We start from the raw sequence: 24,288 nt of genomic DNA on the forward strand, positions 1-24,288 counted from the left end.
AAACACAGGAACTGAGTAAGACTGTTTCTATTTGTTCATAAAAAAAAGCCGTCAACAGGTGTTAACGGCTTCTTGGTATTTCAATCTTAAGATTATTTATTTTTTAGCTGCAGGTTTCTTAGCAGCTGGTTTTTTAACAGCTGTAGTCTTCTTAGTAGTCGCTGCCTTTTTTGCTGCAGGTTTTTTCTTTTCTGCAAAAGCTTTCGGATCCTGATCTGTAATCCATTTTTTAACCTCATCTAAAGAAAGTTCTTTCAGTTCGTCAGCTTCATATTTTGTATCATCTGCTTTTTTCGGAATTTTAAACATGGCTTTTCCGAACTTGATGAAAGGTCCCCATCTTCCGTTTTCAATGGAGATTTTTTCTTTTTCCCACTGCTGGATATATCGGTTGGCTTCTTTCTCCAATTTAGCGTCAATCAGTTCATTGATATCACTTTGTGAAAGGTTTTCGAAATCATATCTTTTGGGAACATTCACAAAGATATCTTTGTACTTGATAAATGGTCCGAATCTTCCTGATCCTTTGGTTACAGGTTCTCCTTTATACGTAGCAATTGGAGCATCAGCAATCTTCTTTTCATTGATAATCTCCTCAGCACGTTTCTGATCTACAGAAAGCGGATCTTCACCTTTCGGAATACTGATATAGGTTTCTCCCCATTTCACATAAGGCCCGAACCTTCCTACTCCTACAGAAACCGGTTGTCCGTCAACTTCGCTTAAGTCGAAAGGCAACTTGAATAACTCCAATGCTTCTTCAAAAGTAATGGTTGCAATATTCTGTCCCGTCATTAACGAAGCAAAGATTGGTTTCTCCTCATCATCCGTTTCTCCAATCTGGATCATCGCTCCAAATCTTCCGATTCTTGCATGAACATTTTTACCAGTCTTTGGATCTACTCCTAATAGTCTGTCTCCGGTTGCACGATCTGCATTTTCTTCTACATCTTCAATTCTCGGGTGGAATTTAGAGTAGAAATTCGTCATCATTTCTTTCCACTTCTGATCACCGCTTGCAATTTCGTCAAAACTTTCTTCTACTCTTGCTGTGAAACCATAATCAAGGATTTCTCTGAAATTATCTGTTAAGAAATCATTGACTACTTCACCAATATCCGTAGGAACGAATTTATTTTTATCACCACCAAATTTCTCTTCAAGAACTACTTTTTTGATCTTATCTTTTGTCAAAGACATTTTGATCACTTCACGGGTGTGTGGTTCGATTTCTCTTTTATCTACATACTCTCTGTTCTGAATCGTCTGAATGGTAGGGGCATAAGTAGACGGTCTACCAATCCCTAATTCTTCAAGCTTTCTTACCAAACCAGCTTCCGTGTATCTTGCACTTGGTCTTGTGAACTTTTCAGTAGCAGTAATGGTTTTATAGTTCAAGACTTCTCCCACACTTACTTTCGGCAGCAATTTATCGTTGTTTTCCTCATCATCATCTTCTGCCTTTACAATTCCATAAGCTTTCAGGAAACCATCAAATATAATAACCTCTCCCTGTGCTTCAAAATGATGTGGCAATGATGCATTCCCTATTTCAATCACTGTCTTTTCAATTTTGGCATTAGCCATCTGAGAAGCAAGTGTTCTTCTGTAAATTAATTGATATAGCCTGTTTAATTGGGCATCAGCTACAGTTTTCACTCCAAAATCTGTAGGTCGGATCGCTTCGTGAGCTTCCTGTGCTGAAGCTGATTTTGTAGTATAATTTCTTGGAGAAGAATATTCTGCTCCATATTCTGATATAATTTGTTTTTTAGCTCCTTCAATAGCTTCCTGGGAAAGGTTTACAGAGTCCGTTCTCATATAAGTAATAAACCCTTCTTCGTATAGCCTTTGTGCGAGACGCATAGTATTGGTTACATTATAACCCAATCTTGAGGATGCTTCCTGCTGCAATGTAGAGGTTGTAAATGGTGCTGAAGCTGAACGTGTACCTGGTTTGGTTTCAACATTGAGAACTTTAAATTCTGTAGTCTTTGCCTGCTCCAGGAATTTCTCTGCCTCTTCTTCCTTTTCAAAGTCTTTTTTCAGCTTGGCAGCAATTTCCTGCTCTGTTTTATTTAAGAAGATCCCATCCAGTTTAAAGCTTGCTTTTGGTTTAAACTCACGGATCTCTTTTTCTCTTTCAACAATTAATCTTACTGCTACAGACTGTACTCTACCTGCAGATAGTCCCGGTTTTACTTTTTTCCATAAAACGGGAGACATTTCAAAACCTACAATTCTGTCCAGCACTCTTCTCGCCTGCTGTGCATTCACTAAGTTCTGATCAATATCTCTTGGATTGTCGATTGCTTTTAGAATGGCGTTTTTGGTAATCTCGTGGAAAACAATTCTTTTTCTGTTTTCAGGCTTTAGTTTCAATTCATCCGCAAGATGCCACGCAATAGCTTCTCCTTCGCGATCCTCATCGGAAGCGAGCCATACCATATCAGCTTTCTTGACGGCAGCCTTTAATTCGGTTACCAATTTCTTTTTGTCTGCTGAAACTTCGTAATCAGGACTGAATGTGGCAAGGTCTATACCCATTCCTTTTTTAGGAAGATCACGGATGTGTCCGAAGCTGGATTTCACTTCAAAATCCTTTCCTAGATATTTCTGAATAGTTTTTGCTTTTGCCGGGGACTCTACGATTACTAAATTTTTCGACATTCTAACTAAAAATTTTTGCAAAAGTAAAGCTTTTTTATTATATACTTTTTGTTAAACAGGTTTAATTTAATAATCAGGTCGCTTTACAGCATCTTTCAATATTCATTTTTTGGAGAAACAAACCGTTTGCAGTATGGGTTTTAGACTGATATACAATTATCAACATTCATTGATATAGAATTTTTCATCAGCCATAATAGATGTAAGAAATATGCTATCTTATAAAAAAGCAGAACAAGAAGCCTCATTCTGCTTTTAGTCCCTTATTTTAAGATTTATTGTTTTATAATTTTCGCAACTGCTTCGGAGTTGTTTATTCTTATTACATATACTCCTGCGCTTAAAGATGAAAGATCTGTCTGGTTGTTGATAAAATGTCCGGACCTTACTAGTTGACCCAGAACATTAAAAATCTGAAAATTATATTCTTTATTTTCTGTGGCGCTGATGTAAAGAATATTGGAAAAAGGACTCGGGTAGATAGAAATTTTGTTACTGACCGCCTTAGATTTCACATTTTCTTTCATCAATGCAGGCCTATTAGATATAACCGAAATTCCTGATGCAGGACCTTCTTCATTACCATTGGCATCATACTTTATTTTCACACATCGGCATCCTGTTCCGAAGTACGGATCATTATTATCATGAAAGACGATTATTCTATTGGTGGTAGAGGCCGCATCAAACAATACATTAATAGATCGTCCAATGTAGTTTGAATTTAAAGCAGCGGTCCATACTGCCGGATACTGAAAGTTGAGCACATTAAATGTTCCCTGCGCAGTCTGATTGGCTGTTACACTTCTGAATCCTCTTGAACCGGAATCAGGATAATTCCCTACAAGATATGCCGGATTATTAAAGACATATCCCACTGTAGCATTGGCAGAATTTCTCACTCTTATTCCTGAATAATCTGTAGCAATACTGTATGAAGTTGCTATATTTTTATCTTTTTTATACCAGGGAGTTTGTCCAAAATCCGCTCCTGAAACCAGAGCTACACTTGTAAGATCCGGCACTCTCCATCCTTCAGGACAAGGATCAAAAGGGGATTTCTTACCTCCTCTACCCCATCTGTCAGAAGCCAGATTAGGTTCTTGCGCCAACCAGTCTGTACCATTGGTATAATTAGGAGTTGTACTGTTGTAAGGAGCAAAAGTACTTGGGATCATATATACCAGAGGGTTCTTCACAGAATAGGATATTATTTTGGAGATTCTGTCTGCCGGTTTATCCGTTATCTGTACGTTTGATGTTCCCGCATATGTGTCATAAGGTACAATATAGTTTCCTGAAAGATTATTATAATCCGACTGATTAAGTGTACTGTAAGCCACTGTTCCATTAGCAGCTACGGTTCCCAAAAACACATTGTAAAAGCTTCTGTTATCCGCATACTGGAATGCAGGAATAGGATCTTTCCTTCCCCATTGATAATGCAATCCTGTAGAAGCACGTATTTTCAGCAGCTCATCAGTTGTAGGTGCCTGAGGATTGGCTACATTAGGAAAAGCATCTGTTGCTCCAAGATTACGATCCATGAAAGTGGTCTGCAATACAGCATCAGCTTTATTAACATAGTTCACGTAATTTGTGACAGCTATTGGAGTTTCTGTAAGATAAGTATAAGATTCCACGGGAGAATCCGTAACCCATATATGCCAGCTCCAATATACCGGCGAAGATATACTCCCATTATGTAATGTAACAACAGCATTTCCACTTTCATTGGGGGCAATTTCTACAGATATTTTAGAATTACCGATATCCTGCAATGACGAAGGTGAAGGATTTACCATTGAAATTCTACTGATAAGAGCTGTATTGGTTGACCAGAGAACATTAGTTTTTAAATTACTAAAACTGGAAGTATTTAATATATCAGCGTTACCCAGTAACTGACTTTGTACAGAGAATGCTTTACTGACTGGAATTTCAATGGTTGTAACCGTTGGTTTTTTAACGACCTGGTAAGTATTCGGATTATTGAAACCTTCTTTGTACTCTGTAACTGCAGGCAGATATTCTGTTGGAAAATCATAATCATTAATTGTATATAGCGGATCTTTTATACATCTGCAGCCATTGGCATCCGAAGTATACATTCCGGCCATAGGAAAGTAATAATAACGTCCTTTGATATTAGGATAATTAGCATCCGGAATATCTGGCTGTCCTTTATCCGGAATCATGGAAAGCCCTCTTACAGTAACAGCAGGAGAAGCATCGAACAACCGGGTTAAAGTTGCTGTCCACAATGCAATGTGATGCTGATCACTATATTGTCCTAAATGCGCTCCCCTGATAAGCTGCCCATTTCCAGGAAAAACCCCCATATTATACCCACCTACAGCCGATAGATCAAACCCAAGATTAGGATAAATTCTAAATCCCGTCATGAAGGCAGGAACTCCAGCATCAGTAGGCATTATAATATGATACTTATTGGTTTCAAAAACATTTTTTGCCATATTGGTTTTGACTCCAAAAGGTGAAAAATCTATTCTGATATCATCTACATAAGAGGGAGAAGCCAAATTTGCAACCAATATAGAAGGGATACGCCATCCATTGGGACAAGGATCATAAGGGGACTTATCTCTATAAGGCTTCGTCTTATCATCGGTATTATAGACGGTCTCAATTTTCCCTTGTGCATTATCAGACCACAGATTGAGTTCTGAAAGCCTGTTACTCGACAAAGTCGTAGATTTACCAAACCAATTGACCGGAAGATTGAGATTATTGTTGTAGTAAGCCTGACCTGAATTATCATCTTTATTAACATAAATAAGACTCAAAGGATTTTTTACAGAGAGTCTGATATTATTGGTAACCTCTGCAGCGGAAAGCAGAACAAATTTCCTGAGATCATCAATACTTACAGCGTTGGTCATATTTTTAGCTCCTCTATGTCTTACTCTACCTATAGATCCTGAAGCTTCATAAAAATCATTTCCTCTGGTTACTAAAGGGGGTATAGGATCTTTTCTTCCCCACTGATAAAGAAGCCCCATACTCTTATTCCAGTCTGATGCTGTGATAGAACTTGTGATAGCTCCAAGATTTCTATCCATCCATTTCCAATCGGAATCCGGGATAACTTCTGTGGTTCCGTCCGATTTCATCCTTTTGACGTTGTTGAAACTTTTATAGGCAACTCCATTGGTAGGATCATCTGTTACCCAGATATGCCAGCTCCAATAAATCTCTCCGTTTACTTTGAGAGCTACCACAGCATTCCCTTTTTTTGTCTTATTGACAGGGACTTTTATCTTAGCATCCTGCCCGGTTCCTATTATTTCAAGAGCATAATTTACTCCTGATTTTATAAGTCCATGAACATCTTCCCACAAAACATCTGCAGTTACCGTTCCTGCCGGAATACCGCTTCCGTTAAGATATCCGCCTCCTTCCCACATCGCATAAGCTTTTTTTACAGGAACCAACAATCCTTCGCTGTTCTGATTTGGATCAAAGATGTAACTGTTGGGAGCTTTTTTCCAGTCGGGAAGAAATAATGGTGTCTGTTCATTCAGTGGTCTTTTCAATGAGTCCTTACTCTCATTGAGCCATAGATTTCCTTTGATATTACCTTTGGAAATGATTCCAAATAACATCAGGCAGATGACTGCCGCTAATTTTCCAGCTAATCTTTTCATACCTTAGGTTTTAGTGTCATTAGCGAATGCAATTTTTAAGCTTTATTCAATAAAAAGTGATTTGTTCTATAAATAACATCATCATATTTAAATTACATTATTAATTATTCAACATAAATCTAATAAACAAAACAAGTCTTAACAAACCTTTTACACAAAAAAAAGACAGCCTCAAGCTGCCTTTATATTTTAACCTTCAAAATTTTACGGAAGAATATGGTTTTGATAACGATCAATCGAGAATCGTCCGGCTTTGATATTATTAAACATAGAGAAAATAACAAAATTGAAGACCACAAGTGCAATGATAAATGCATAAATCATATTTTTAACCCTTCCGGAAACAACATACATTGCATTCGGAATAATGATATACGAGAATCCAATAAATGCTCCTGCAAGTCTTGATGAGAAGATAGGGTTATTTCTAAAAATAAAGTAAAGACATATCCCGACTACAGCATAGTTCCTATGGTATTCATAGTAGGGATAGAGTTCTTTCATCTTGTTATCAAAAACAAAAAGGAAGAAGGTAAGGATAGCCATCATGACCTCCGGGATACCAATTCCCCCGTTAAGTCGCTGTACCGTTTCATCCATATATCCATTAAAACCCTCTACAAGTGTACTGTTAGAGGCCATACCATCTAAGAAACCTCCAAAACTCCTATAGATTTCAAAAGGAGATAAAAAGACAGAACCTACAATCATAATCAACATCATCGTTTTATTCAGCGGAATGCGAGCCAGCCAGTACATCGGCAGGAATAAATAGCAAACACTGTGTATACCTGATCCTATGAATATAAAAAACAGGTAATGCCAGAGTTTTCGTTCTTTAATATACCGTATTGCAAAATAAACGATAAAAGTTCCCAGGTTTTGTCTGATCTGCCCACTTTCCCCGATAAAGAAGTTGGGAATAAACATGAAGAGAGTAAAAGTAAACGGGTAAAAAGTATTGTCTTCTGTATATTCTACTTTAAAGATCATCGCAAAAACAGCAATGACGAATGTTACCATATAAAAAGGTGCATCAAAAAAGTTGAGAAGAACTTTATTAATCAAGGTATACAGCCATTCCACATCCAGAGTTTCCGTTCCTTCCATATGGAGCATCTTCATGAATATACTGTAGTAGCTTTTGGTATCAGAGTAAATATAGATTCCTTTGTAACTTCCGTAATCCGGGCCTACACTGTCTCTAAAACCGACAATAATAATAAAATAAACAGCAAGGAACCAGAACCACTTTTTATCAACCTTTTTTCCATATACTTCCTGAACACTGAAGAACAGCATATAGACGATTGCAATTATATAATATGGATGTAGTAAACTCATGCTAAATCTCTGATGTTTTTTTAAACTGATGATATGCTGTGATTATTCCTGTCAGAATTAAAGGCAGGAAAAGCCTCACTTCCCAGAAAAGTCCTACTAAAGTAATCATAAGGAGATAAGGAATGGAAAAGAAAAAATATTTTCCAAAAACACTTCTGTTTTCTTCTTCTGTACAAAGACCATATATAAAATAAATCACAATTAATGCAAACAGCAGTCCTGCAAGGTTGAAAGGGCTGGAAAAGTTCCTGTTAATATAAAACCCTTCCACAAAAGTAGTTTCATCCTGAACAAGCAGAGCCCTCAATCCAAGATAGGGAATCAGAAAAGCAATAACTAACGGTATAATTTTCCAGATTACCTGATAATTTCCTTTTTTCAACTCCTCTATATTGAAAAATACTGCTGCAAAAAAGGCTATATTCAGACAAGCCGTTTCTCTTACCAAAGTAGAGATCCCAATAAGGCCAATGAGAATAAAAAAGAAAATATTTTTTTGGGTATCTAAATATTTCAAGGTTAAAAATACACCTGCCAGATAACAGAAAAGAGCAATGGTGTCACAGTTTGTAGGTGCATACTGTGTGATCACAATAAAAAATACGGATAAGAGATGAATAATCCTTCTTGCATTAAGATTCAGAAGAAGTCCCGTTGATTTCATGCGGAAAATTGCATTCAAAATCAAAGAACACAAAATAAAAAACACACTGTTCATCAGGAAAAGCCCATGATAAAAAGGGGTTCCGTTTTTTGACAAAAAATCTTTGAAGAAAGAAAGAGGTCCGTTAATCAGATTGTACATCAAATCTGTCATCTGTACACTCAGATAATTGGGAATCACTCTGTAAGCATATACCGAGGAAAATAAAAAGTCAGGGGTTGTCTCTGATGTTTTCAGTCTTGTATAGGAAGATTCAAATCCATAATAAGACATAGCAAACAACAGAAGCGGAAGTACTATTACAAATAGAAATCCGTTTATTTTTTCATCATTTCTTTTCAACATATCTAAAACAGATTCTTATTTTTTTAATAATAATGGTGATTTAAAATACATTTTTTCAAAAGGGAACTTTTGCAAAAGTAGAATATTTTTTCATTCTTCCTAGAATATTTTATTGATTTTCAGTGAAAACTTCTCGTTAACTATTTTGAACTAATGCTTAAAAAATTAAATTTGCAGACTTGATTTAAATGCAATGCATCGCTTTTTTATATTTTTATATTATCTGATTTCCAAAAATAAAATCCTGTCTGTATTTGCAGCTATGGGAATTGCCGTTTTATGCATTTTCTTTGCGTCAAAGATCAATTTTGAGGAAGATATCAATCAGATTATTCCTAAAAATGAAAAGTCAGATCTTACGGCAAAGGTTCTTAAACAGCTTAATTTTTCGGATAAGATTATTGTTATTATTGAGAACAAATCCGGCGAAGACAGCTTCCAGCTTTCCGAAACAGCAGATACGTTTCTGAAAAAAATTGAGCCTTTACAGAAATACATCGGTTCTGTTCAGGGTAAGGTGAATGATAATGAAATCTCCGAAACCTTTGATTTTGTCAATCAGAATTTACCTCTATTCCTTAATGAGAGTGATTATAAGGAAATTGACCGGAAACTTCAGAAAGACAGCATTGCCAGACAGGTAGAAAATAATTATATATCATTGGTTTCTCCAACAAGTCTTGTTACCAAAGAGTTTATTAAAAAAGATCCTCTGGGGCTTACTTTTTTGGGAATCAAAAAATTAAATGCTTTAAACATCAGTAAAGATTTCAAACTCGAAGACAGCTATATTGTAACGAAAGACGGTAAGAACCTCTTGCTTTTCATTGATCCTAAAAACAAAAGTAATGACACGAAAGCGAATGAGGCCTTTGTAGATCAGCTTAATTCCATCAAAGACGGAATCAACAAACAGTTCAAAGGAAAAACAGAGATCAGCTATTTCGGTTCTCCTGTAATTGCTGTAGCCAATGCAAAGCAGATCAAAAAAGATATTCAGAACACAGTAGTCATTTCCATGACGGTTCTTCTGGTTCTACTGATCTATTATTTCAGAAATGTCTTTACTCCCATCATTGTTTTTTTACCAACAGTATTTTCTGTATTGCTTGCTTTATTGGTTCTTTATTTTATTAAAGATAAGATTTCGGCAATTTCACTCAGTGTGGGAGCTATTCTGATTGGAATTACCATTGATTATGCCCTGCATATTCTTACCCATTATAAGCACAACAATAATATTGAAGAGCTCTACAAAGAAATTACGCAGCCTATTATATTGAGTAGTGCAACGACGGCCGTTTCATTCTTATGTCTGGTTTTTGTTCGTTCTGAAGCATTGAAGGACTTAGGACTTTTTGCAGCGATCACCGTGATTCTTTCTTCAATCACCGCATTGATTATTGTTCCTCAGCTTTATAAACCAAAAGAGAAGAGTGAACAGCCTAATACTAACTTTATTGACAAGATCGGATCTTATCCGTACGAGAAAAACAAGCCTCTGATTATAGGATGCTCTATTATTATTCTTGCCTGCCTTTTTGGATTCAGACATGTAGGTTTCAATGAAGATATCGGCGATCTGAATTATATTCCCAAAGAATTAAAAATCAGTGAAGCAAAACTTCAGAAACTTTCAGATATTACTTCAAAATCAATCTACACTATCTCTTATGGTGATTCTGAAGAACAGGCTTTAAGCAGAAATTCTGAACTGAGCAGCTTCCTTGAAAAAGAGAAAAAAGAAGGCAAAATTTTAAGCTATAACTCTATCGGAAGTGTGGTGCTTTCAGAAAAAGACCAACAGAAAAAAATTGAGCAATGGAATCGATTCTGGAATGACCAGAAGAAAAGTCTAGCCATTTCCGAACTGATCAGTAACGGAAATAAATTCGGTTTCAACAGTTCCGCTTTTGATGGTTTTAATGAAGTTTTGCATAAAAATTATTCCGCATTGAGTCTGAAAGATTATCAAAAAGTAAAAGCGCTTCAGATTTCAGAATTCATGAGCAGCGAAAATGGTTTTTACACGGTTTCCAATGTGGTAAAAGTAGATGAAAAAAAACGGGACGCTTTCATCAAGGATATTGAGAAGAAGCATGATGCCATTGCCATTGACCGCCAGCAGATGAACGAAAATTTCCTTGGTTTACTGAAAAGAGACTTCAATACACTGATCAATTATTCTCTTCTTGCCATTATTTTAACGATCATCGTTTTCTTCAGGAATTTTGAATTAACGGTTCTCACCATGTTCCCGATTGTTTTAACGGGAGTTGTTACAGCCGGAATCCTTTATTTTCTGGGATTGGAATTAAATATTTTCAGTACCGTAGTGTGTACGCTGGTATTTGGAGTCGGAGATGACTTCAGTATTTTCCTGACTCAGGCTATGCAGAAAGAACATACTACCGGAAAGAATGAATTACCCACGTATAGAATTTCGATTATCCTTGCAGTTTTCACGACGATCCTTTCAATTGGCTCTCTGATTTTTGCCAAGCATCCTGCCCTGCATTCCCTGGCTTTGGTTGCTTTGATAGGAATGTTCTCTGTGATTATCATTACCTCTACCCTATATCCTTTCTGGTTCAGATTATTCATTACCAACAGGGCGAAAAAAGGACTTTCTCCCATCACATTCAGATTGTTTGTATGGTCAGTATTCTCATTCCTTTATTACGGATTGGGTGGATTGCTGTTTTCTGCTTTCGGAAGTTTTTTTGTTAAAAATTCCAAAGGGCAGATGCTGAATATTATCAAACTTATTTTAGCCAGATTTTTAACTTCCGTTCTTTATTCTAATCCTTTTGTAAAGAAGAAGGTCATTAAAAATACATCTGAAGATTTCAGCAAACCTGCAGTTATCATTGCCAATCATACTTCTTTCCTCGATACGCTGGCTATTGCAATGGCGACCCACAAAATTATTTATCTGGTGAATGACTGGGTATATCAGTCTCCTGTTTTTGGAAAACTGGTAAGAGCACTGGGCTTTTATCCCGTTTCACAGGGAATTGAGAACGGAATGGACAAACTGAAAGAAAAAGTTGAACAGGGATATTCTCTGGTTGTTTTCCCGGAAGCAGAACGTTCTTACACCAATGATGTGAAAAGATTCCATAAAGGAGCTTTTTATCTCGCAGAACAGTTCGGACTGGATATTCTTCCTATTTACATCCACGGAAACTCTGAGGTATTGCCGAAAGGAGACTTCATTATCTACGACGGAAGCATTACGGTAAAAGTGGGGAACAGAATCAGCAAAGACAACATGAGTTTTGGTAAAAACTATTCTGAGAGAACAAAGAAGATCAACGCTCATTTCAGGGAAGAATTTGCCAGACTGCGTGAAGAGATTGAGGATGAGAATTATTTTAAAAAGAAATTATTCCTGAGCTATCTTTACAAAGACAGTGAAGTGGTAAAAGAAGTAAAAGAAGATTTTAATGCCAACAAATCTGTTTATTTCGAACTGAACAAGCATATTCCGAATGACGCCAATATTCTTCATTTAGCTGATGATTTTGGGCAGAAGGATGCATTATTAACTTTATACCAGGCCAGCCGAAGAGTTTTTTCTCTGGTTCAGAATGATGAAAAAAGAGCAACAGCAGCACACAGCTATCTGGTAAAAAGAAGAAAGATCCAGTATATAAAAGACCTTTCTGAGGCAAACAAAAAGATTGATGTACTCCTCATCTCCCATGATCGTTTTACATGGAATGATATTCAGGAGCTGCCGGAAACGATCATTTTTGTAAATACAAAAAATGATTCTTTTAAAAGTGATCATTATACACTAAAATTTAGTTCAGAATCATTAAAAGTATTTAAAACCAAATAATAAATATGAAAAACATATTTTTGTAAACGCTAAAGAAAACTAATGAAGAAAAATATACTTGTCATATATTATTCACAAACCGGGCAACTCGAAGATATTGTGAAAAACATCGCCAGGCCTTTTGAAGCTCAAAAGGAGAAATATGATGTTACCTATTATAATATTAAACTGAAAGAAGACTTCCCGTTTCCTTGGCCAAGTGATGTTTTTTTCAACACTTTTCCTGAATCTTATCTACAGATTCCAAAAGAAATCCTTCCTCCTTCAGAAGAAATTCTGAACAAAAAGTACGACCTTATCCTATTCGGGTATCAGGTATGGTATCTCACACCATCCATTCCTATTATTTCTTTTTTAAAGAGTGATTATGCAAAACCAATCCTTAAAGACACTCCTGTGGTTACGATCTCAGGAACCAGAAATATGTGGATGCTTTCCCAGGAAAAATTAAAGGTTTACTTAAGGGATTTACAGGCTAAACTCGTAGGAAATATTGCTTTGGTAGACAGACATGACAATTACACCAGCGTATTAACGATTCTCCGATGGCTTACCACAGGTCAGAAAGAAAAATCAGGAATGCTTACTGCCGCAGGAGTTTCCAATGAAGAAATCGCAGGTTCTGTAAAGTATGGCGAGATTATTGAAAGACATTTTAATAATGACGACCTTAATAGTTTGCAACCAGATCTTGTGAAAAACGGAGCGATTGAAATCCGTGCGTTTTTAGTGCGTGTAGAAAAGGTAGGAAACAAAATTTTTACAGTATGGTCTAACCTGATTATCAAGAAAAAAGAGAAACGTCCATTGCTGATAAAATTCTTTAAGGTATATTTGATGGCAGCGATATGGATTATCTCACCTGTCGTTTTGGTTTTACACCTGCTTACAACCCCTATATTTTGGTTTAAAAGACAAAAACAAAAAAGATATTTACAAGGAATTAATTTAAAATAGAATGTACGACGTATTTATAACAAAAGCATCAAAATACTTACCCAATGAGCCGGTAGCGAATGATGAAATGGAGACTTATCTTGGGCTTATCAATGATGCGCCATCTAAAGCAAAATCACTTATCCTAAGAAATAATAAAATCACAACAAGATACTACGCCTTAGACAAAGAAGGGAATCCTACCCACTCTAATGCACAGCTTACTGCCAAAGCAATCGAAGGACTTTTTGATGAAAATTTCAAAAAGGAAGATATGAAATTACTATCGGTAGGAACTACTTCACCAGATCAGATCCAGCCTTCTCACGCTTCTATGGTGCATGGTGAGCTTAACATCGGAAAATCTATTGAAATTAATACTTCAACAGGTCTTTGTAATTCAGGAATGAATGCGCTCAACTATGGATTCCTTTCTGTAAAAGCCGGTGTACAGGACAACGCAGTATGTGCAGGTTCTGAAAGAATGTCTGCATGGATGACTGCTGACAAATTCAACCATGAAGCAGAAAATTTAAAATTACTGGAGGAAAGACCTATCATTGCTTTCAAAAGAGAATTCCTGAGATGGATGCTTTCTGATGGAGCAGGCGCTTTCCTTTTAGAAAATAAACCGAGAGAAAACAGTACTTCCCTAAAAATAGAATTCATTGATTTCTATTCTTATGCTCACGAAATTGAAGCATGTATGTATGCAGGATGTGATAAGCTGGAAGACGGAAGTCTGAAATCATGGGCTGACTACCCTTCTGATGAATGGCTGAAGCAATCTATTTTTGCCATCAAACAAGACACTAAAATCCTTGATAAATATATTCTTGTAAAAGGAGCAGAAAGTTTAAGATCATCTTTTGACAAGCATAATCTGGATCCGGAAAAAATTGACCACGTACTGGCTCACATTTCTTCAGGATATTTCAAAGATGGACTGAAAGAAGAGTTTGCTAAAAAAGGAATGGATTTCCCTGCAGAAAAATGGTTCTATAACCTTTCTGAGGTTGGAAACATCGGTGCAGGATCTATATTTATTGCCCTTGAAGAATTGATGAATTCAGGAAAACTAAAAAAAGGAGAAAAAGTACTTCTTTGTGTTCCTGAAAGTGGAAGATTTGCTTATTCTTGTGCTTTATTAACGGTTTGCTAATGGAACACAGACTGCCAACATCCGATAAAGATTTTGTAGAAAGCCTTATTCCGCAAAGGTTTCCTTTTGTGATGGTACATGAATTATCAGAATATTCTGAGAATCATCTTCTGTCTGGTTTTGAAATAAAAGAAGATAACCTTTTTATCCAGGACGGATTATTCCAGGCTTCAGGACTGATTGAGCATCAGGCGCAGAGCGTTGCCCTGCATACAGGATATAAATATTATCTGCTGGGAAAAGATGCACCTACGGGATATATCGGAGCTATCAAATCTTTTGAAGCCGAAATACTACCTAAAGTAGGAGACCACCTGAAATCTGAGGTGACCATCCTTAATGAAGTAATGGGAGTAACCCTTGTAGATATTGTTACCAAACTGAACGGTGAAGTGATTGCAAAATCTCAAATGAAAACCGCTGTAAAATAAACTGAAATGGAGATAAAGGAAGAAAATATCATCAATATACACAACTTTTTACCGCATCGTGAACCGATGCTGATGGCAGACTATATTCTGGAGCTGACCAAAGAAAAAGTAGTGACTTCCTTTGAAATCAAAGAAGATAATATATTTGTTCACAACAATCAGTTTGCAGAAGCCGGCTTAATCGAAAATATGGCCCAAACCTGCTCTTCTATCCTTGGACAAAGCTTCTTTGAAAATCCTGAAGCTGATACTAAAGTGATCGGGTTCATTACCAATATCAAGAAGATCGAGATTTTCGCTCTTCCAAAAGTACATGACAAAATCATTTCCAAAGCTTCACTTATTTCACAGTTTGAGAACATTTGCCATATTTTCTGTGAAACATTTCATCATGATGAATTATTGATCAGAGCGGAGATCAACCTTTTTATTCAGAAAGTAAAATCGTAATGATCAATTAAAAATAGAATAGAAAAGCTGTACATTTTGTACAGCTTTTTCTTTTAAATCAATTTTATATTCTCTAATAGATTTGTGAACATTTGTGTTATTCATTTGTGTTATTCGTGTTTAAAATATAGGTTTAGGCTGCGGCCAATTGATTTTTCTCTTTTTTTAAGCGGGCTTTCTTCGTCTCCGCTCAGAGTCATGGCCCACTCCTATTGAATTGATTACAATGATTTTACGGAAAAACGTCCGTTTTTTGTTTATTTACACATTCATCACTTCTTCAAAAACAAACTGACATTCAAACAATTACAATCATAAAAACCTCATTACCAGATGAATTATTTCACGTGAAACATTTTATAAATCCGTGAAACTCTGATGGTCAGGGAGAAAGAGTTTTAAACAACAAAAAAGCGGAACATTTCTGTCCCGCTTTTAACATTATTTTAAACAAAGGATTAGTATCCGAAGATCTCTTCAAGAGATACTTCCTGGAATTCTCCCATTTTGTTGATAGACTCCATATTCAGATTTTCTTTCTTGCCGATGATGGCGGTATTGTATTTTACAGGTTTTACTTCAGTGTTGTAGAATCCTGTAAGCTGTGGTAATGTCAATCCCTGAATTTCAGCATAAATATCTTTTCTGATATCATAGTCAACCCCTAGTTTTTTCAATGCTAACTGATTGAAGAAAATATTTGTTCTGTTGATTCTGTTAGAAGCAATCTGTTTTAAGGCAGAACCTCTTGCATTCTCAAACTGTGCCGGGATTTGTGGTAAAGATACCATTAAGTCATTCATTGCATTTACAGCTAAAGGAAGCTTGTTTGACTGTGTTCCGATATAATTTGTAACATAGTTTGCTTTCCCTTTTTCTGAAGCATTTCCATAAGAAACATAGGCAGTATAAGCCAATGACTTACTTTCTCTGATCTCCTGGAAAACGATAGAAGATAATCCTCTTCCGAAATATTCATTGAAAACATTTGCTTTCCCGAAGTTACTCAGGTTTACCGTGCTGGCTTTTGCTACTTTTGACATTTCCATTTGTACCATGTCATAATTTGTGAAATATACCTTTCCTTCAGTAGCTGGTTCAGCATATTCTTTTGCCTGTGCAGGCTGAAGGCTTGTATTAATGATAAAAGGTTTCACCGCTTTTTCTAATCCTGACTGATCCTGTCCGTAAAGAAGTACCTGATAAGGATACTGGTTCAACGTTTTCACTTTCTTCATCAATTCTACGGCGTCAATGCTCTCAAGACGTTCTTTCGAAACAATGTCTGTCATTCTTGAATTTTTACCGTATTTAGCATAGTTTGAAAGAGCAGCCATAATTCTCACTTTATCTTTCTTTGCAGAAGCTCTTGATTCCAGAATTGTTTTTACCGTTTGAGCATAAATTGCTTTATCAGCTTTTACATTCGTCATCCAGTGGTTCATTAGTTCTGCAGCTTTCTTCATATTACTTTCAAGACCACTTAATGTAATGATCATCTGGTCATTGGAAGTTCTCAGACTATAACTTACGCCCAGTTTAAAGAATTCTTCTTTCAGCTGTTCCGGAGTGTATTTATCGGTTCCAAGATATTCGAAAAGAGTTCCTGCAATAGAAAGTTCTTTATCATTATCTGTTCCGAAAGGGAAAATATAACTGATTTGAGCAACCTCATTATATTTATTCTTCACAAAACTTATCGTCTTATCTTTGATCTTTGAAGTCTGAATGGCTGTTTTAAAATCAATAAATTCAGGCTTACTTTCCGGTACTTTTGTATTCAGAATATCTTTAAGGAAAGGAGACTGAGCTTCTCTGTTCAGTTTAATCGGGGTAATTCCAGGGTTCTGTACACGTACAAGTTTATCATTCACCCCTTTTTCTTTATAAATAACAACATAATTATCTTTAAAGAAATCGTTGGCAAACTTCACTACGTCAGCTTTCGTAATTTTATCATACTGATTGATCTCATCCAGCTCCTGCTCCCATGTTCTTACATTGATATAGGAATCATATAACTCAGTAGCTAGTCCATCAGCTGTTTCCCAGCTCTTCATACGCTGAACTTTTTTATCATTTACGATAGCTTTCAGTATCCAGTCCGGGAACTGTCCTTTTTTCACAAGATCAAGCTGATCCATCAGAAGTTTTTTAGCTTCATCAAAGCTTTGACCTTCTTTAGGCGTTACCACTAATCCAAATGTACCATACATTTTGTAAGGCGACTCATACGCTCCTGCTCCAAGCGTTTTTTGCTTCTGGTTGATGTTAAGGTCAATTAATCCTGCATCTCCTCTGTTACTTAAAATTTCAGATACTACGTCTGCCAGTCTTGCTTCCTGAGTTCCATAAGAATCTGTTCTCCATGCAATAGTCATTCTTGGCGTAGTAGGACTTTTTACCGTTCTGGTAACAATGCTGGTCATGGGTTCTTCCGTAACCATCTTTTTCATCGGAAGTTCTTTGTATTTGAATGCACCGAAATACTGATCAACTAATTTTATAGTTTTATCATAATCCAGGTCTCCAACCAATACTACAGCCATGTTATTAGGCACATAATAAGTATCAAAATACTTGTGGATCGCCTCCATAGAAGGGTTCTTCAAATGTTCTGAAGTTCCGATTGTCGTTTGTTGTCCGTTCGGGTGTTTTGGAAAAAGAGCCTGCATCAATGAATAGAATACAAGACGACTGTCATTATCCTGAGCTCTGTTATATTCCTCATATACCGCTTCAAGCTCTGTGTGGAAAAGACGCAATACCAATTCTGAAAAACGCTCTTTCTCTACTCTTAACCATTTTTCCAATTCGTTGGAAGGGATGTTGTTTTTATAAACCGTTTCATCCAGTGAAGTGTGAGCATTCGTTCCTGTAGCTCCTAATGAAGAAATTGCTTTATCATATTCATTAGCGATAGCATATTTGGAGGCTTCCTGGGAAACTTCGTCAATCTTTTTATAAAGTTCTTTCTTTTTTTCAGGATCTTTTTCTGCTTTATGCTGCTCATAAAGATCAGAGATCTGTTGTAATAAGACTTTTTCTTTTGCCCAGTCCTGAGTTCCCAGATGCGAAGTTCCTTTGAAAACCATATGTTCCAGATAGTGCGCTAAACCCGTATTATCACTTGGGTCATTATTAGATCCCGTTCTTACGGGGATGTACGTCTGGATCCTCGGGGCATCATCATTTTTTGCCAGATAAACCTTCAATCCGTTTTTCAGTGTATACACACGCACTCCGGTCTGGTCATTCTTTACCGTTTCATAGGTATACCCTTGAGCATCCGTCTGTTTTTGAGTCTCAAATTTCTGTGCCATTGCACTGATCATACAGAAAAGCGAAACCGAAATAAAAATCTTTTTCATAGTAGTTATTTAATATTATTTTCCAATCCAAATTTCCATCCATTAGTCTTATTTATATAAACACTTGTTACAAAGGAACCGTTACCAACAGAAACAATAAGCTTTATAGGATTCTTTTAAGATTCTTTTATATAGAATTAGTTAAAAGCTTCTTTCGAAACAGGGAAAAATAAAAACGGTTCTATAACAATTCTGGAGATTTATTGATGATACAGTCTCTATTTCATGGTAATAACTCCCTCAAATTTAATATGATTTACATATAATGTATTTTCACTATTTTAGCCACCTGATTAAAAGAATCAAAAAACAGGTGAGCCTTATGTCATCTGGAATCTAAAAATATAAACATTATTTAGATGAAAAAACAAGACCTGCCTCAAGACGAAAGTAACCTGAAATCCGCCAACATGACTGAAGTTCTGTATGTAACGGATGAGAACGACAACTACACGACAGCAAACAGTACAGGCTGGGATGCCAAGAAAGCTGCTCTGGATGAATCTATGGAACTTATTTATGAGAGAATTGAGGAAGCAAAACAAAATGTGGCCCATAATATAGCAAGCCCTATTGCCTATTTTATGGAACTGAACAAAATGGATATTGGCGTTCTGGCTTCATATGTAGGAATGTGGCAATGGAGGGTAAAAAGACATTTTAAACCAAAAATATTCAAAACACTAAGCGAAAATGCACTGAAAAAATATGCCGATGCATTCGGTATTTCAGTGGATGAATTAAAAAACTTCAACGGAAAATAAATGAAACAGGGCCAGAAATAATGCCCGTTCCATTTGACCAGAGAAAAGATACAATCTGCAAATGAAATTAAACTTTGAACACCATCAGACTGCGCATTGCGAAAACGGTGTTGCTTCTAATCTACTGCTTAACAAAGGCTTGAAACTAAGCGAACCTATGATCTTCGGGATCGGTTCAGGACTGTTTTTTGTCTATCTTCCTTTTCTGAAGGTGAATTTTGCTCCGGGCTTCAGCTATCGTCCGATGCCGGGTGCTATTTTCAGTAAAGCAGCCAAAAGATTAGGAATTAAAATCAAAAGAGAAAAATTCTCCAATCCTCAGGATGCCCAAAAAGCGCTTGAAAGAAATCTGGAACAAAATATTCCTACAGGACTTCAGGTGGGCGTTTTCAACCTTACTTATTTTCCTGAAGAATATAAATTTCACTTCAATGCCCACAACCTTGTGGTATACGGAAAAGAAGACGGAAAATTTCTGATCAGTGATCCGGTAATGGATTATACCACTTCCCTTTCTGAAGCAGAACTGGAAAAAGTAAGATACGCCAAAGGAGCACTTCCTCCAAAAGGACATATGTACTACCCTGTGTATGTTCCGGAAAATGTGAATCTTGAAGATGCCATCAAAAAAGGAATCAAGGATACCTGTAAAAATATGCTGGCGCCAGTACCGCTTATCGGAGTAAAAGCTATGAGATGGGTAGCCAAAAGCATCCCGAAATGGGCTGAAAAGAAAGGTACAAAAGTGACTAACCATTATTTGGGACAATTGATCAGGATGCAGGAAGAAATCGGAACCGGAGGCGGAGGCTTCAGGTTTATCTATGGTGCATTTCTTCAGGAAGCGGCTGTTATTCTTAAAAATGATGAGCTGAAGGAATTATCAAAAGAAATTACTTCTATTGGTGACCTTTGGAGAGACTTTGCCGTGGATATTGCCCGTGTTTATAAAAACAGAAACTCCAAAAGCAATATCTATAACGAACTTTCAAAAACAATGCTGCATATTGCAGACCTGGAAGAAGCTTTCTATAAAAAACTGAGAAAAGCGATCTGATATGGCAGAAAATATGATTGAGATTAAAAACTTATACAAAAAATACAAAAATTCTGATGAGTTTTCTGTAAATGATATTTCTTTGAGCATCAGTAAAAATGAAATCTATGGAATTCTTGGCCCCAACGGAGCTGGAAAAACAACCTTGATTTCCATGCTTTCAGGATTAATCAAACCTACATCAGGACATTTTACCATCAATGGTTTATCTCCCCAGAAGGACGGCTTTAAAATCAGACAGATTATCGGAATTGTTCCACAGGAATATGCCTTATACCCAACACTTACAGCCAAAGAAAACCTCATGTTTTTTGGAAGCCTGTATGGTTTAAAGCATAATCAGCTTAAAAAAGCCATTGATGAATCTCTTGAAATCATGGGGCTTTCAAAATTTGCCAACAAGCAGGTAGGGCAATTTTCAGGAGGAATGAAACGCCGCTGCAACCTCATCGCCGGCACCCTTCACAATCCTAAAGTTCTCTTTCTGGATGAACCGACTGTAGGTGTGGATGTTCAATCTAAAAAAGCAATTATTGATTATCTTCTGGATTTAAATAAACAGGGAACGTGCATTATTTATACTTCCCATCACCTTTCTGAGGCTGAAGAATTCTGCACAAAAATTGCCATCATCGATCATGGAAAAATTCATGCTGTAGGAACCCCTGAAGAACTTGTTTCGCAGATTGCCAATGCCGAAAACCTGGAAGACGTTTTCATTTCATTAACCGGAAAAGAATTAAGAGATGTTGTTGTATAAACTGTGGAGAAGTTTTATTAAGGAAATTCTTCTGCTAAAAAGAGATATTGGAGGAATCGTCATCATCTTTGTGATGCCTTTGCTTTTGATTGTCACCATTACCCTTATTCAGGATTCTACCTTTAAAAACCTTGAAGGATCAAAGATTCCTATTATCTTTATTGATCAGGACAAATCTGAGGTATCAAAAAACATAAAAGCAGAGCTTGAAAACAGCAAAACATTCCAACTGCTGACCAACTTCAATGAAAAGTCGGCCCAAAATGCTGTTTTTTCCGGAGATTATCAGATGGCGATTGTCATTCCTGAAAATTTAACGAAAGATTTAAATTCCAATATTGACTCTAAAGTTCAGACCATTGTAAGCTCATTCGGACTGGAAGGAGATTCGGCAAAAGTAAAAACAGCAGCTCCAAAGGCAAAAGAAATTCATTTGTATTTTGATCCCGCTACCAATGCCGGATTCAAAAACTCCGTGATGAATTCTGTGAATAAAATGGTTTTTGAGATTGAAAATAAAAAGATTTACAAGGCATTTCAGGAGCAGCTGGGAACAACAGAAAATCTTGACGAAAATAAAAACCTGATCAGTTTTAAAGAAATAACTCCCCAAAAAGGAGAAATGGATGTGATGCCGAACTCTGTTCAGCACAACGTTCCTGCATGGACACTTTTTGCCATCTTCTTTATTGTAGTCCCTTTATCCATCAATCTGGTAAAAGAAAAAAGTCAGGGCACAAGTGTAAGAGCAAGAATAAGCCCTACTCCTTACTTTGTCCATATTTTAGGAAAAACATTTACCTATCTTATCATCTGCCTTATTCAGTTTTTACTGATGGTTGCCGTTGGAATTTACCTTTTCCCTTATATGGATCTTCCGGCTTTTGATGTATCCGGAAAAATGTTCCAGCTTGTGGTAGTAACACTGTTTGCAGGACTGGCCGCAATTGGATTTGGAGTTCTATTGGGAACTATAGCCGATACGCAGGAACAGTCTGCCCCATTTGGAGCAACCTCTGTAGTGGTTTTAGCTGCTATTGGCGGGATTTGGGTTCCTGTATTTTTAATGCCGGAATTTATGCAGACCGTAGCTAAATTTTCTCCTATGAACTGGGGGCTGAATGCCTATTATGATATTATTTTAAGAAACAGCGGAATTGGTGGAATTGCCAAAGAACTGGTTTTCCTCTTCTTATTCTATATTGCCACCGTAGCTATTTCCATTTTTTACGAAAAAAAACAAAATGCAGTCTAAAGAAAATATATTAACCTGTACCGAAGAAGTGAGAGTACGCTTCAATGAAACAGATCCGCTGAGCATTGTCTGGCATGGGCATTATATCGTGTATTTTGAAGACGGAAGAGAAGCTTTCGGTCGTCTGCATGGTCTTACCTATCTTGATATCCAGAATGCAGGATATGTAACGCCTATTGTAAAAAGTACCTGTGAGCATTTTCTTCCTTTAAAGTATGGAGAGACATTTAAGATCGTAACGACTTTTATCAATTCTGTATCTGCCAAACTTATTTACAGATATGAGCTTTTCAATCAGGAAGATCAACTGGTATGCAGCGGAGAAACCATTCAGGTATTTCTTGATAGCAATGGAAGCTTATGCCTGTACAATCCGGAATTTTTTCAAAACTGGAAAGATAAAATGGGATTATCATGAAAAAGGAAATTTATATCACAGACTACAATTGTGTAACTCCTTTAGGTTTCAATGTTGATTCCAACTGGAACGCTCTGTTAGAAGGACAGTCAGGAGTTGCTTTACATAAAATTATAGACAATCAGGAGGCTTTTTATACTTCTATGATTGATTCTGACGAACTGAATGAAGAGTTCAACAGATTCTTCGCTCAGCATACAACTGATTTCACAAGACTGGAGAAGATGCTTCTTTTAAGCTTACAGCCTCTTGTTGAAAAACATACCGTTTCGGAAAGTACGGCTTTCATCTTTTCTACAACAAAAGGAAATATCAGTCTGTTAAAAAACCAGCCGGAATTACCGGAAGGTGTTTATTTATCAAAATTAGCAGAAAAAATTGCTTATTTCTTTGGATTTAAAACCAAACCGATCATCGTTTCTAACGCCTGTGTTTCAGGAGTAATGGCAATGTCTGTTGCTAAAAATATGATTCAGGCAGGAAAATATAAAGATGCCTTTGTGATTGCAGGTGATGAGCTTTCTGAATTTGTTATCTCAGGATTCAATTCATTTCAGGCAATAGGATCAGGACCTTGTAAACCTTATGATAAAAACAGAAACGGAATTAATATTGGTGAAGCAGCAGCTGCTGCTTATATCACTTCAATGTCAACTGGAAACGAAAAATTCAGATTTAAAGTACTGGGAGATTCAGCAGTGAATGATGCCAATCATATTTCCGGACCTTCAAGAACCGGTGACGGTTTATATGCCAGTATCACAAATGCTATGACTGAAGCGAAGGTTTCTCCGGAACAGATTGATTTTATTTCTGCCCACGGAACAGCCACTCTATATAACGACGAAATGGAAGCCATTGCCTTCAACAGAATGGATCTCCAGAATATTCCTCTCAACAGTATGAAAGGCTATTACGGACATTGCCTGGGTGCTTCCGGTCTTTTGGAAAGTATCATTTCCATGGAAAGTGCTCTTCACGGCACTCTGCTTCCTTCAAAAAATTTTGAGGAAACAGGAGTAACCCAGCCTTTGAATATCATTAAAGAAAACAAAACTGCAGATATTAAATATATTCTAAAGACCGCTTCTGGATTTGGTGGATGTAATGCAGCTGTTGTACTGGAAAAATGTTAAACTGAAAGTG

Annotated in this window: 16 protein-coding genes; 11 read left to right on the forward strand and 5 right to left on the reverse strand. The window is 36.6% G+C overall.

Annotated features, from left to right (window positions below):
• Window positions 1–96: 96 nt before the first annotated feature.
• The 4 genes from topA to RHP76_RS13340 form a co-directional block, all read right to left on the reverse strand.
• Window positions 97–2,670 carry a type I DNA topoisomerase gene (topA, locus tag RHP76_RS13325; RefSeq protein ID WP_062675937.1) on the reverse strand — a complete coding sequence of 858 codons (2,574 nt, stop codon included), beginning with the start codon at window positions 2,668–2,670 and terminating at the stop codon, window positions 97–99.
• Window positions 2,671–2,945: 275 nt separating this feature from the next.
• On the reverse strand, window positions 2,946–6,338 hold the full coding sequence (locus tag RHP76_RS13330) for a T9SS type A sorting domain-containing protein (RefSeq protein ID WP_311228381.1): 3,393 nt from the start codon (window positions 6,336–6,338) through the stop codon (window positions 2,946–2,948).
• 204 nt (window positions 6,339–6,542) lie between these two features.
• On the reverse strand, window positions 6,543–7,682 hold the full coding sequence (locus RHP76_RS13335; RefSeq protein WP_228436860.1) for an EpsG family protein: 1,140 nt from the start codon (window positions 7,680–7,682) through the stop codon (window positions 6,543–6,545).
• Between the two features lies 1 nt (window position 7,683).
• Complete coding sequence (locus RHP76_RS13340) at window positions 7,684–8,691, reverse strand: hypothetical protein (protein ID WP_120233197.1); 1,008 nt, start codon at window positions 8,689–8,691, stop codon at window positions 7,684–7,686.
• Between the two features lie 193 nt (window positions 8,692–8,884).
• On the opposite strand from RHP76_RS13340, the gene RHP76_RS13345 reads away from it, so the two are divergent.
• From RHP76_RS13345 to RHP76_RS13365, 5 genes are read left to right on the forward strand one after another with little or no spacing between them, the layout of a single operon-like run.
• Complete coding sequence (locus tag RHP76_RS13345) at window positions 8,885–12,538, forward strand: MMPL family transporter (RefSeq protein WP_311228382.1); 3,654 nt, start codon at window positions 8,885–8,887, stop codon at window positions 12,536–12,538.
• 42 nt (window positions 12,539–12,580) lie between these two features.
• Complete coding sequence (locus tag RHP76_RS13350; RefSeq protein ID WP_311228383.1) at window positions 12,581–13,495, forward strand: dialkylrecorsinol condensing enzyme DarA; 915 nt, start codon at window positions 12,581–12,583, stop codon at window positions 13,493–13,495.
• A 1-nt stretch (window position 13,496) separates the two neighbouring features.
• Window positions 13,497–14,636, forward strand: a complete 1,140-nt coding sequence (locus tag RHP76_RS13355; RefSeq protein ID WP_062675943.1) for a dialkylresorcinol biosynthesis protein DarB — start codon at window positions 13,497–13,499, stop codon at window positions 14,634–14,636.
• Window positions 14,636–15,067, forward strand: coding sequence for a hotdog family protein (locus RHP76_RS13360; protein WP_120233200.1), 432 nt, complete (start codon window positions 14,636–14,638; stop codon window positions 15,065–15,067). Before RHP76_RS13355 ends, RHP76_RS13360 begins: the two co-directional genes overlap by 1 nt.
• A gap of 6 nt (window positions 15,068–15,073) precedes the next feature.
• Window positions 15,074–15,517: a hotdog family protein gene (locus RHP76_RS13365; protein ID WP_311228384.1), complete on the forward strand. Its 444-nt coding sequence runs from the start codon at window positions 15,074–15,076 to the stop codon at window positions 15,515–15,517.
• 458 nt (window positions 15,518–15,975) lie between these two features.
• Here the strand turns inward: RHP76_RS13365 and RHP76_RS13370 are convergent, their stop codons facing one another.
• Window positions 15,976–18,888: a M16 family metallopeptidase gene (locus RHP76_RS13370; protein ID WP_288442766.1), complete on the reverse strand. Its 2,913-nt coding sequence runs from the start codon at window positions 18,886–18,888 to the stop codon at window positions 15,976–15,978.
• A gap of 359 nt (window positions 18,889–19,247) precedes the next feature.
• Between RHP76_RS13370 and RHP76_RS13375 the strand changes: the two genes are divergently transcribed.
• From RHP76_RS13375 to RHP76_RS13400, 6 genes are all read left to right on the forward strand, one after another.
• A complete protein-coding gene (locus RHP76_RS13375; RefSeq protein WP_062675947.1) occupies window positions 19,248–19,652 on the forward strand; it encodes a flexirubin biosynthesis protein DarG in 405 nt (134 codons plus the stop codon).
• A gap of 61 nt (window positions 19,653–19,713) precedes the next feature.
• Window positions 19,714–20,709 (forward strand): BtrH-related acyltransferase DarH, encoded by a 996-nt coding sequence (locus RHP76_RS13380; RefSeq protein WP_062675948.1) that lies wholly within the window; start codon window positions 19,714–19,716, stop codon window positions 20,707–20,709.
• A 1-nt stretch (window position 20,710) separates the two neighbouring features.
• Window positions 20,711–21,469: an ABC transporter ATP-binding protein gene (locus RHP76_RS13385; protein WP_062675949.1), complete on the forward strand. Its 759-nt coding sequence runs from the start codon at window positions 20,711–20,713 to the stop codon at window positions 21,467–21,469.
• Window positions 21,456–22,724, forward strand: a complete 1,269-nt coding sequence (locus RHP76_RS13390) for an ABC transporter permease (protein ID WP_288442765.1) — start codon at window positions 21,456–21,458, stop codon at window positions 22,722–22,724. The genes RHP76_RS13385 and RHP76_RS13390 overlap by 14 nt, the downstream gene beginning before the upstream one ends.
• The gene (locus RHP76_RS13395; RefSeq protein WP_311228385.1) at window positions 22,714–23,142 is read left to right on the forward strand and encodes an acyl-CoA thioesterase; all 429 of its coding nucleotides are present in this window, start codon (window positions 22,714–22,716) and stop codon (window positions 23,140–23,142) included. Before RHP76_RS13390 ends, RHP76_RS13395 begins: the two co-directional genes overlap by 11 nt.
• Complete coding sequence (locus RHP76_RS13400; protein ID WP_311228386.1) at window positions 23,139–24,278, forward strand: beta-ketoacyl synthase N-terminal-like domain-containing protein; 1,140 nt, start codon at window positions 23,139–23,141, stop codon at window positions 24,276–24,278. The genes RHP76_RS13395 and RHP76_RS13400 overlap by 4 nt, the downstream gene beginning before the upstream one ends.
• Window positions 24,279–24,288 lie beyond the last annotated feature (10 nt).

Source organism: Chryseobacterium sp. SG20098, assembly GCF_031844745.1.
GTDB classification, from domain to species: Bacteria; Bacteroidota; Bacteroidia; order Flavobacteriales; family Weeksellaceae; genus Chryseobacterium; species Chryseobacterium cucumeris.

Coding starts and splice junctions, on each gene's coding strand:
- RHP76_RS13385 (WP_062675949.1), top strand. CDS start 20,711: ATGGCAGAAAATATGATTGAGATTAAAAACTTATACAAAAAATACAAA.
- RHP76_RS13365 (WP_311228384.1), top strand. CDS start 15,074: ATGGAGATAAAGGAAGAAAATATCATCAATATACACAACTTTTTACCG.
- RHP76_RS13355 (WP_062675943.1), top strand. CDS start 13,497: ATGTACGACGTATTTATAACAAAAGCATCAAAATACTTACCCAATGAG.
- RHP76_RS13395 (WP_311228385.1), top strand. CDS start 22,714: ATGCAGTCTAAAGAAAATATATTAACCTGTACCGAAGAAGTGAGAGTA.
- RHP76_RS13390 (WP_288442765.1), top strand. CDS start 21,456: ATGTTGTTGTATAAACTGTGGAGAAGTTTTATTAAGGAAATTCTTCTG.
- topA (WP_062675937.1), bottom strand. CDS start 2,670: ATGTCGAAAAATTTAGTAATCGTAGAGTCCCCGGCAAAAGCAAAAACT.
- RHP76_RS13345 (WP_311228382.1), top strand. CDS start 8,885: ATGCATCGCTTTTTTATATTTTTATATTATCTGATTTCCAAAAATAAA.
- RHP76_RS13375 (WP_062675947.1), top strand. CDS start 19,248: ATGAAAAAACAAGACCTGCCTCAAGACGAAAGTAACCTGAAATCCGCC.
- RHP76_RS13340 (WP_120233197.1), bottom strand. CDS start 8,691: ATGTTGAAAAGAAATGATGAAAAAATAAACGGATTTCTATTTGTAATA.
- RHP76_RS13400 (WP_311228386.1), top strand. CDS start 23,139: ATGAAAAAGGAAATTTATATCACAGACTACAATTGTGTAACTCCTTTA.
- RHP76_RS13335 (WP_228436860.1), bottom strand. CDS start 7,682: ATGAGTTTACTACATCCATATTATATAATTGCAATCGTCTATATGCTG.
- RHP76_RS13360 (WP_120233200.1), top strand. CDS start 14,636: ATGGAACACAGACTGCCAACATCCGATAAAGATTTTGTAGAAAGCCTT.
- RHP76_RS13370 (WP_288442766.1), bottom strand. CDS start 18,888: ATGAAAAAGATTTTTATTTCGGTTTCGCTTTTCTGTATGATCAGTGCA.
- RHP76_RS13330 (WP_311228381.1), bottom strand. CDS start 6,338: ATGAAAAGATTAGCTGGAAAATTAGCGGCAGTCATCTGCCTGATGTTA.
- RHP76_RS13380 (WP_062675948.1), top strand. CDS start 19,714: ATGAAATTAAACTTTGAACACCATCAGACTGCGCATTGCGAAAACGGT.
- RHP76_RS13350 (WP_311228383.1), top strand. CDS start 12,581: ATGAAGAAAAATATACTTGTCATATATTATTCACAAACCGGGCAACTC.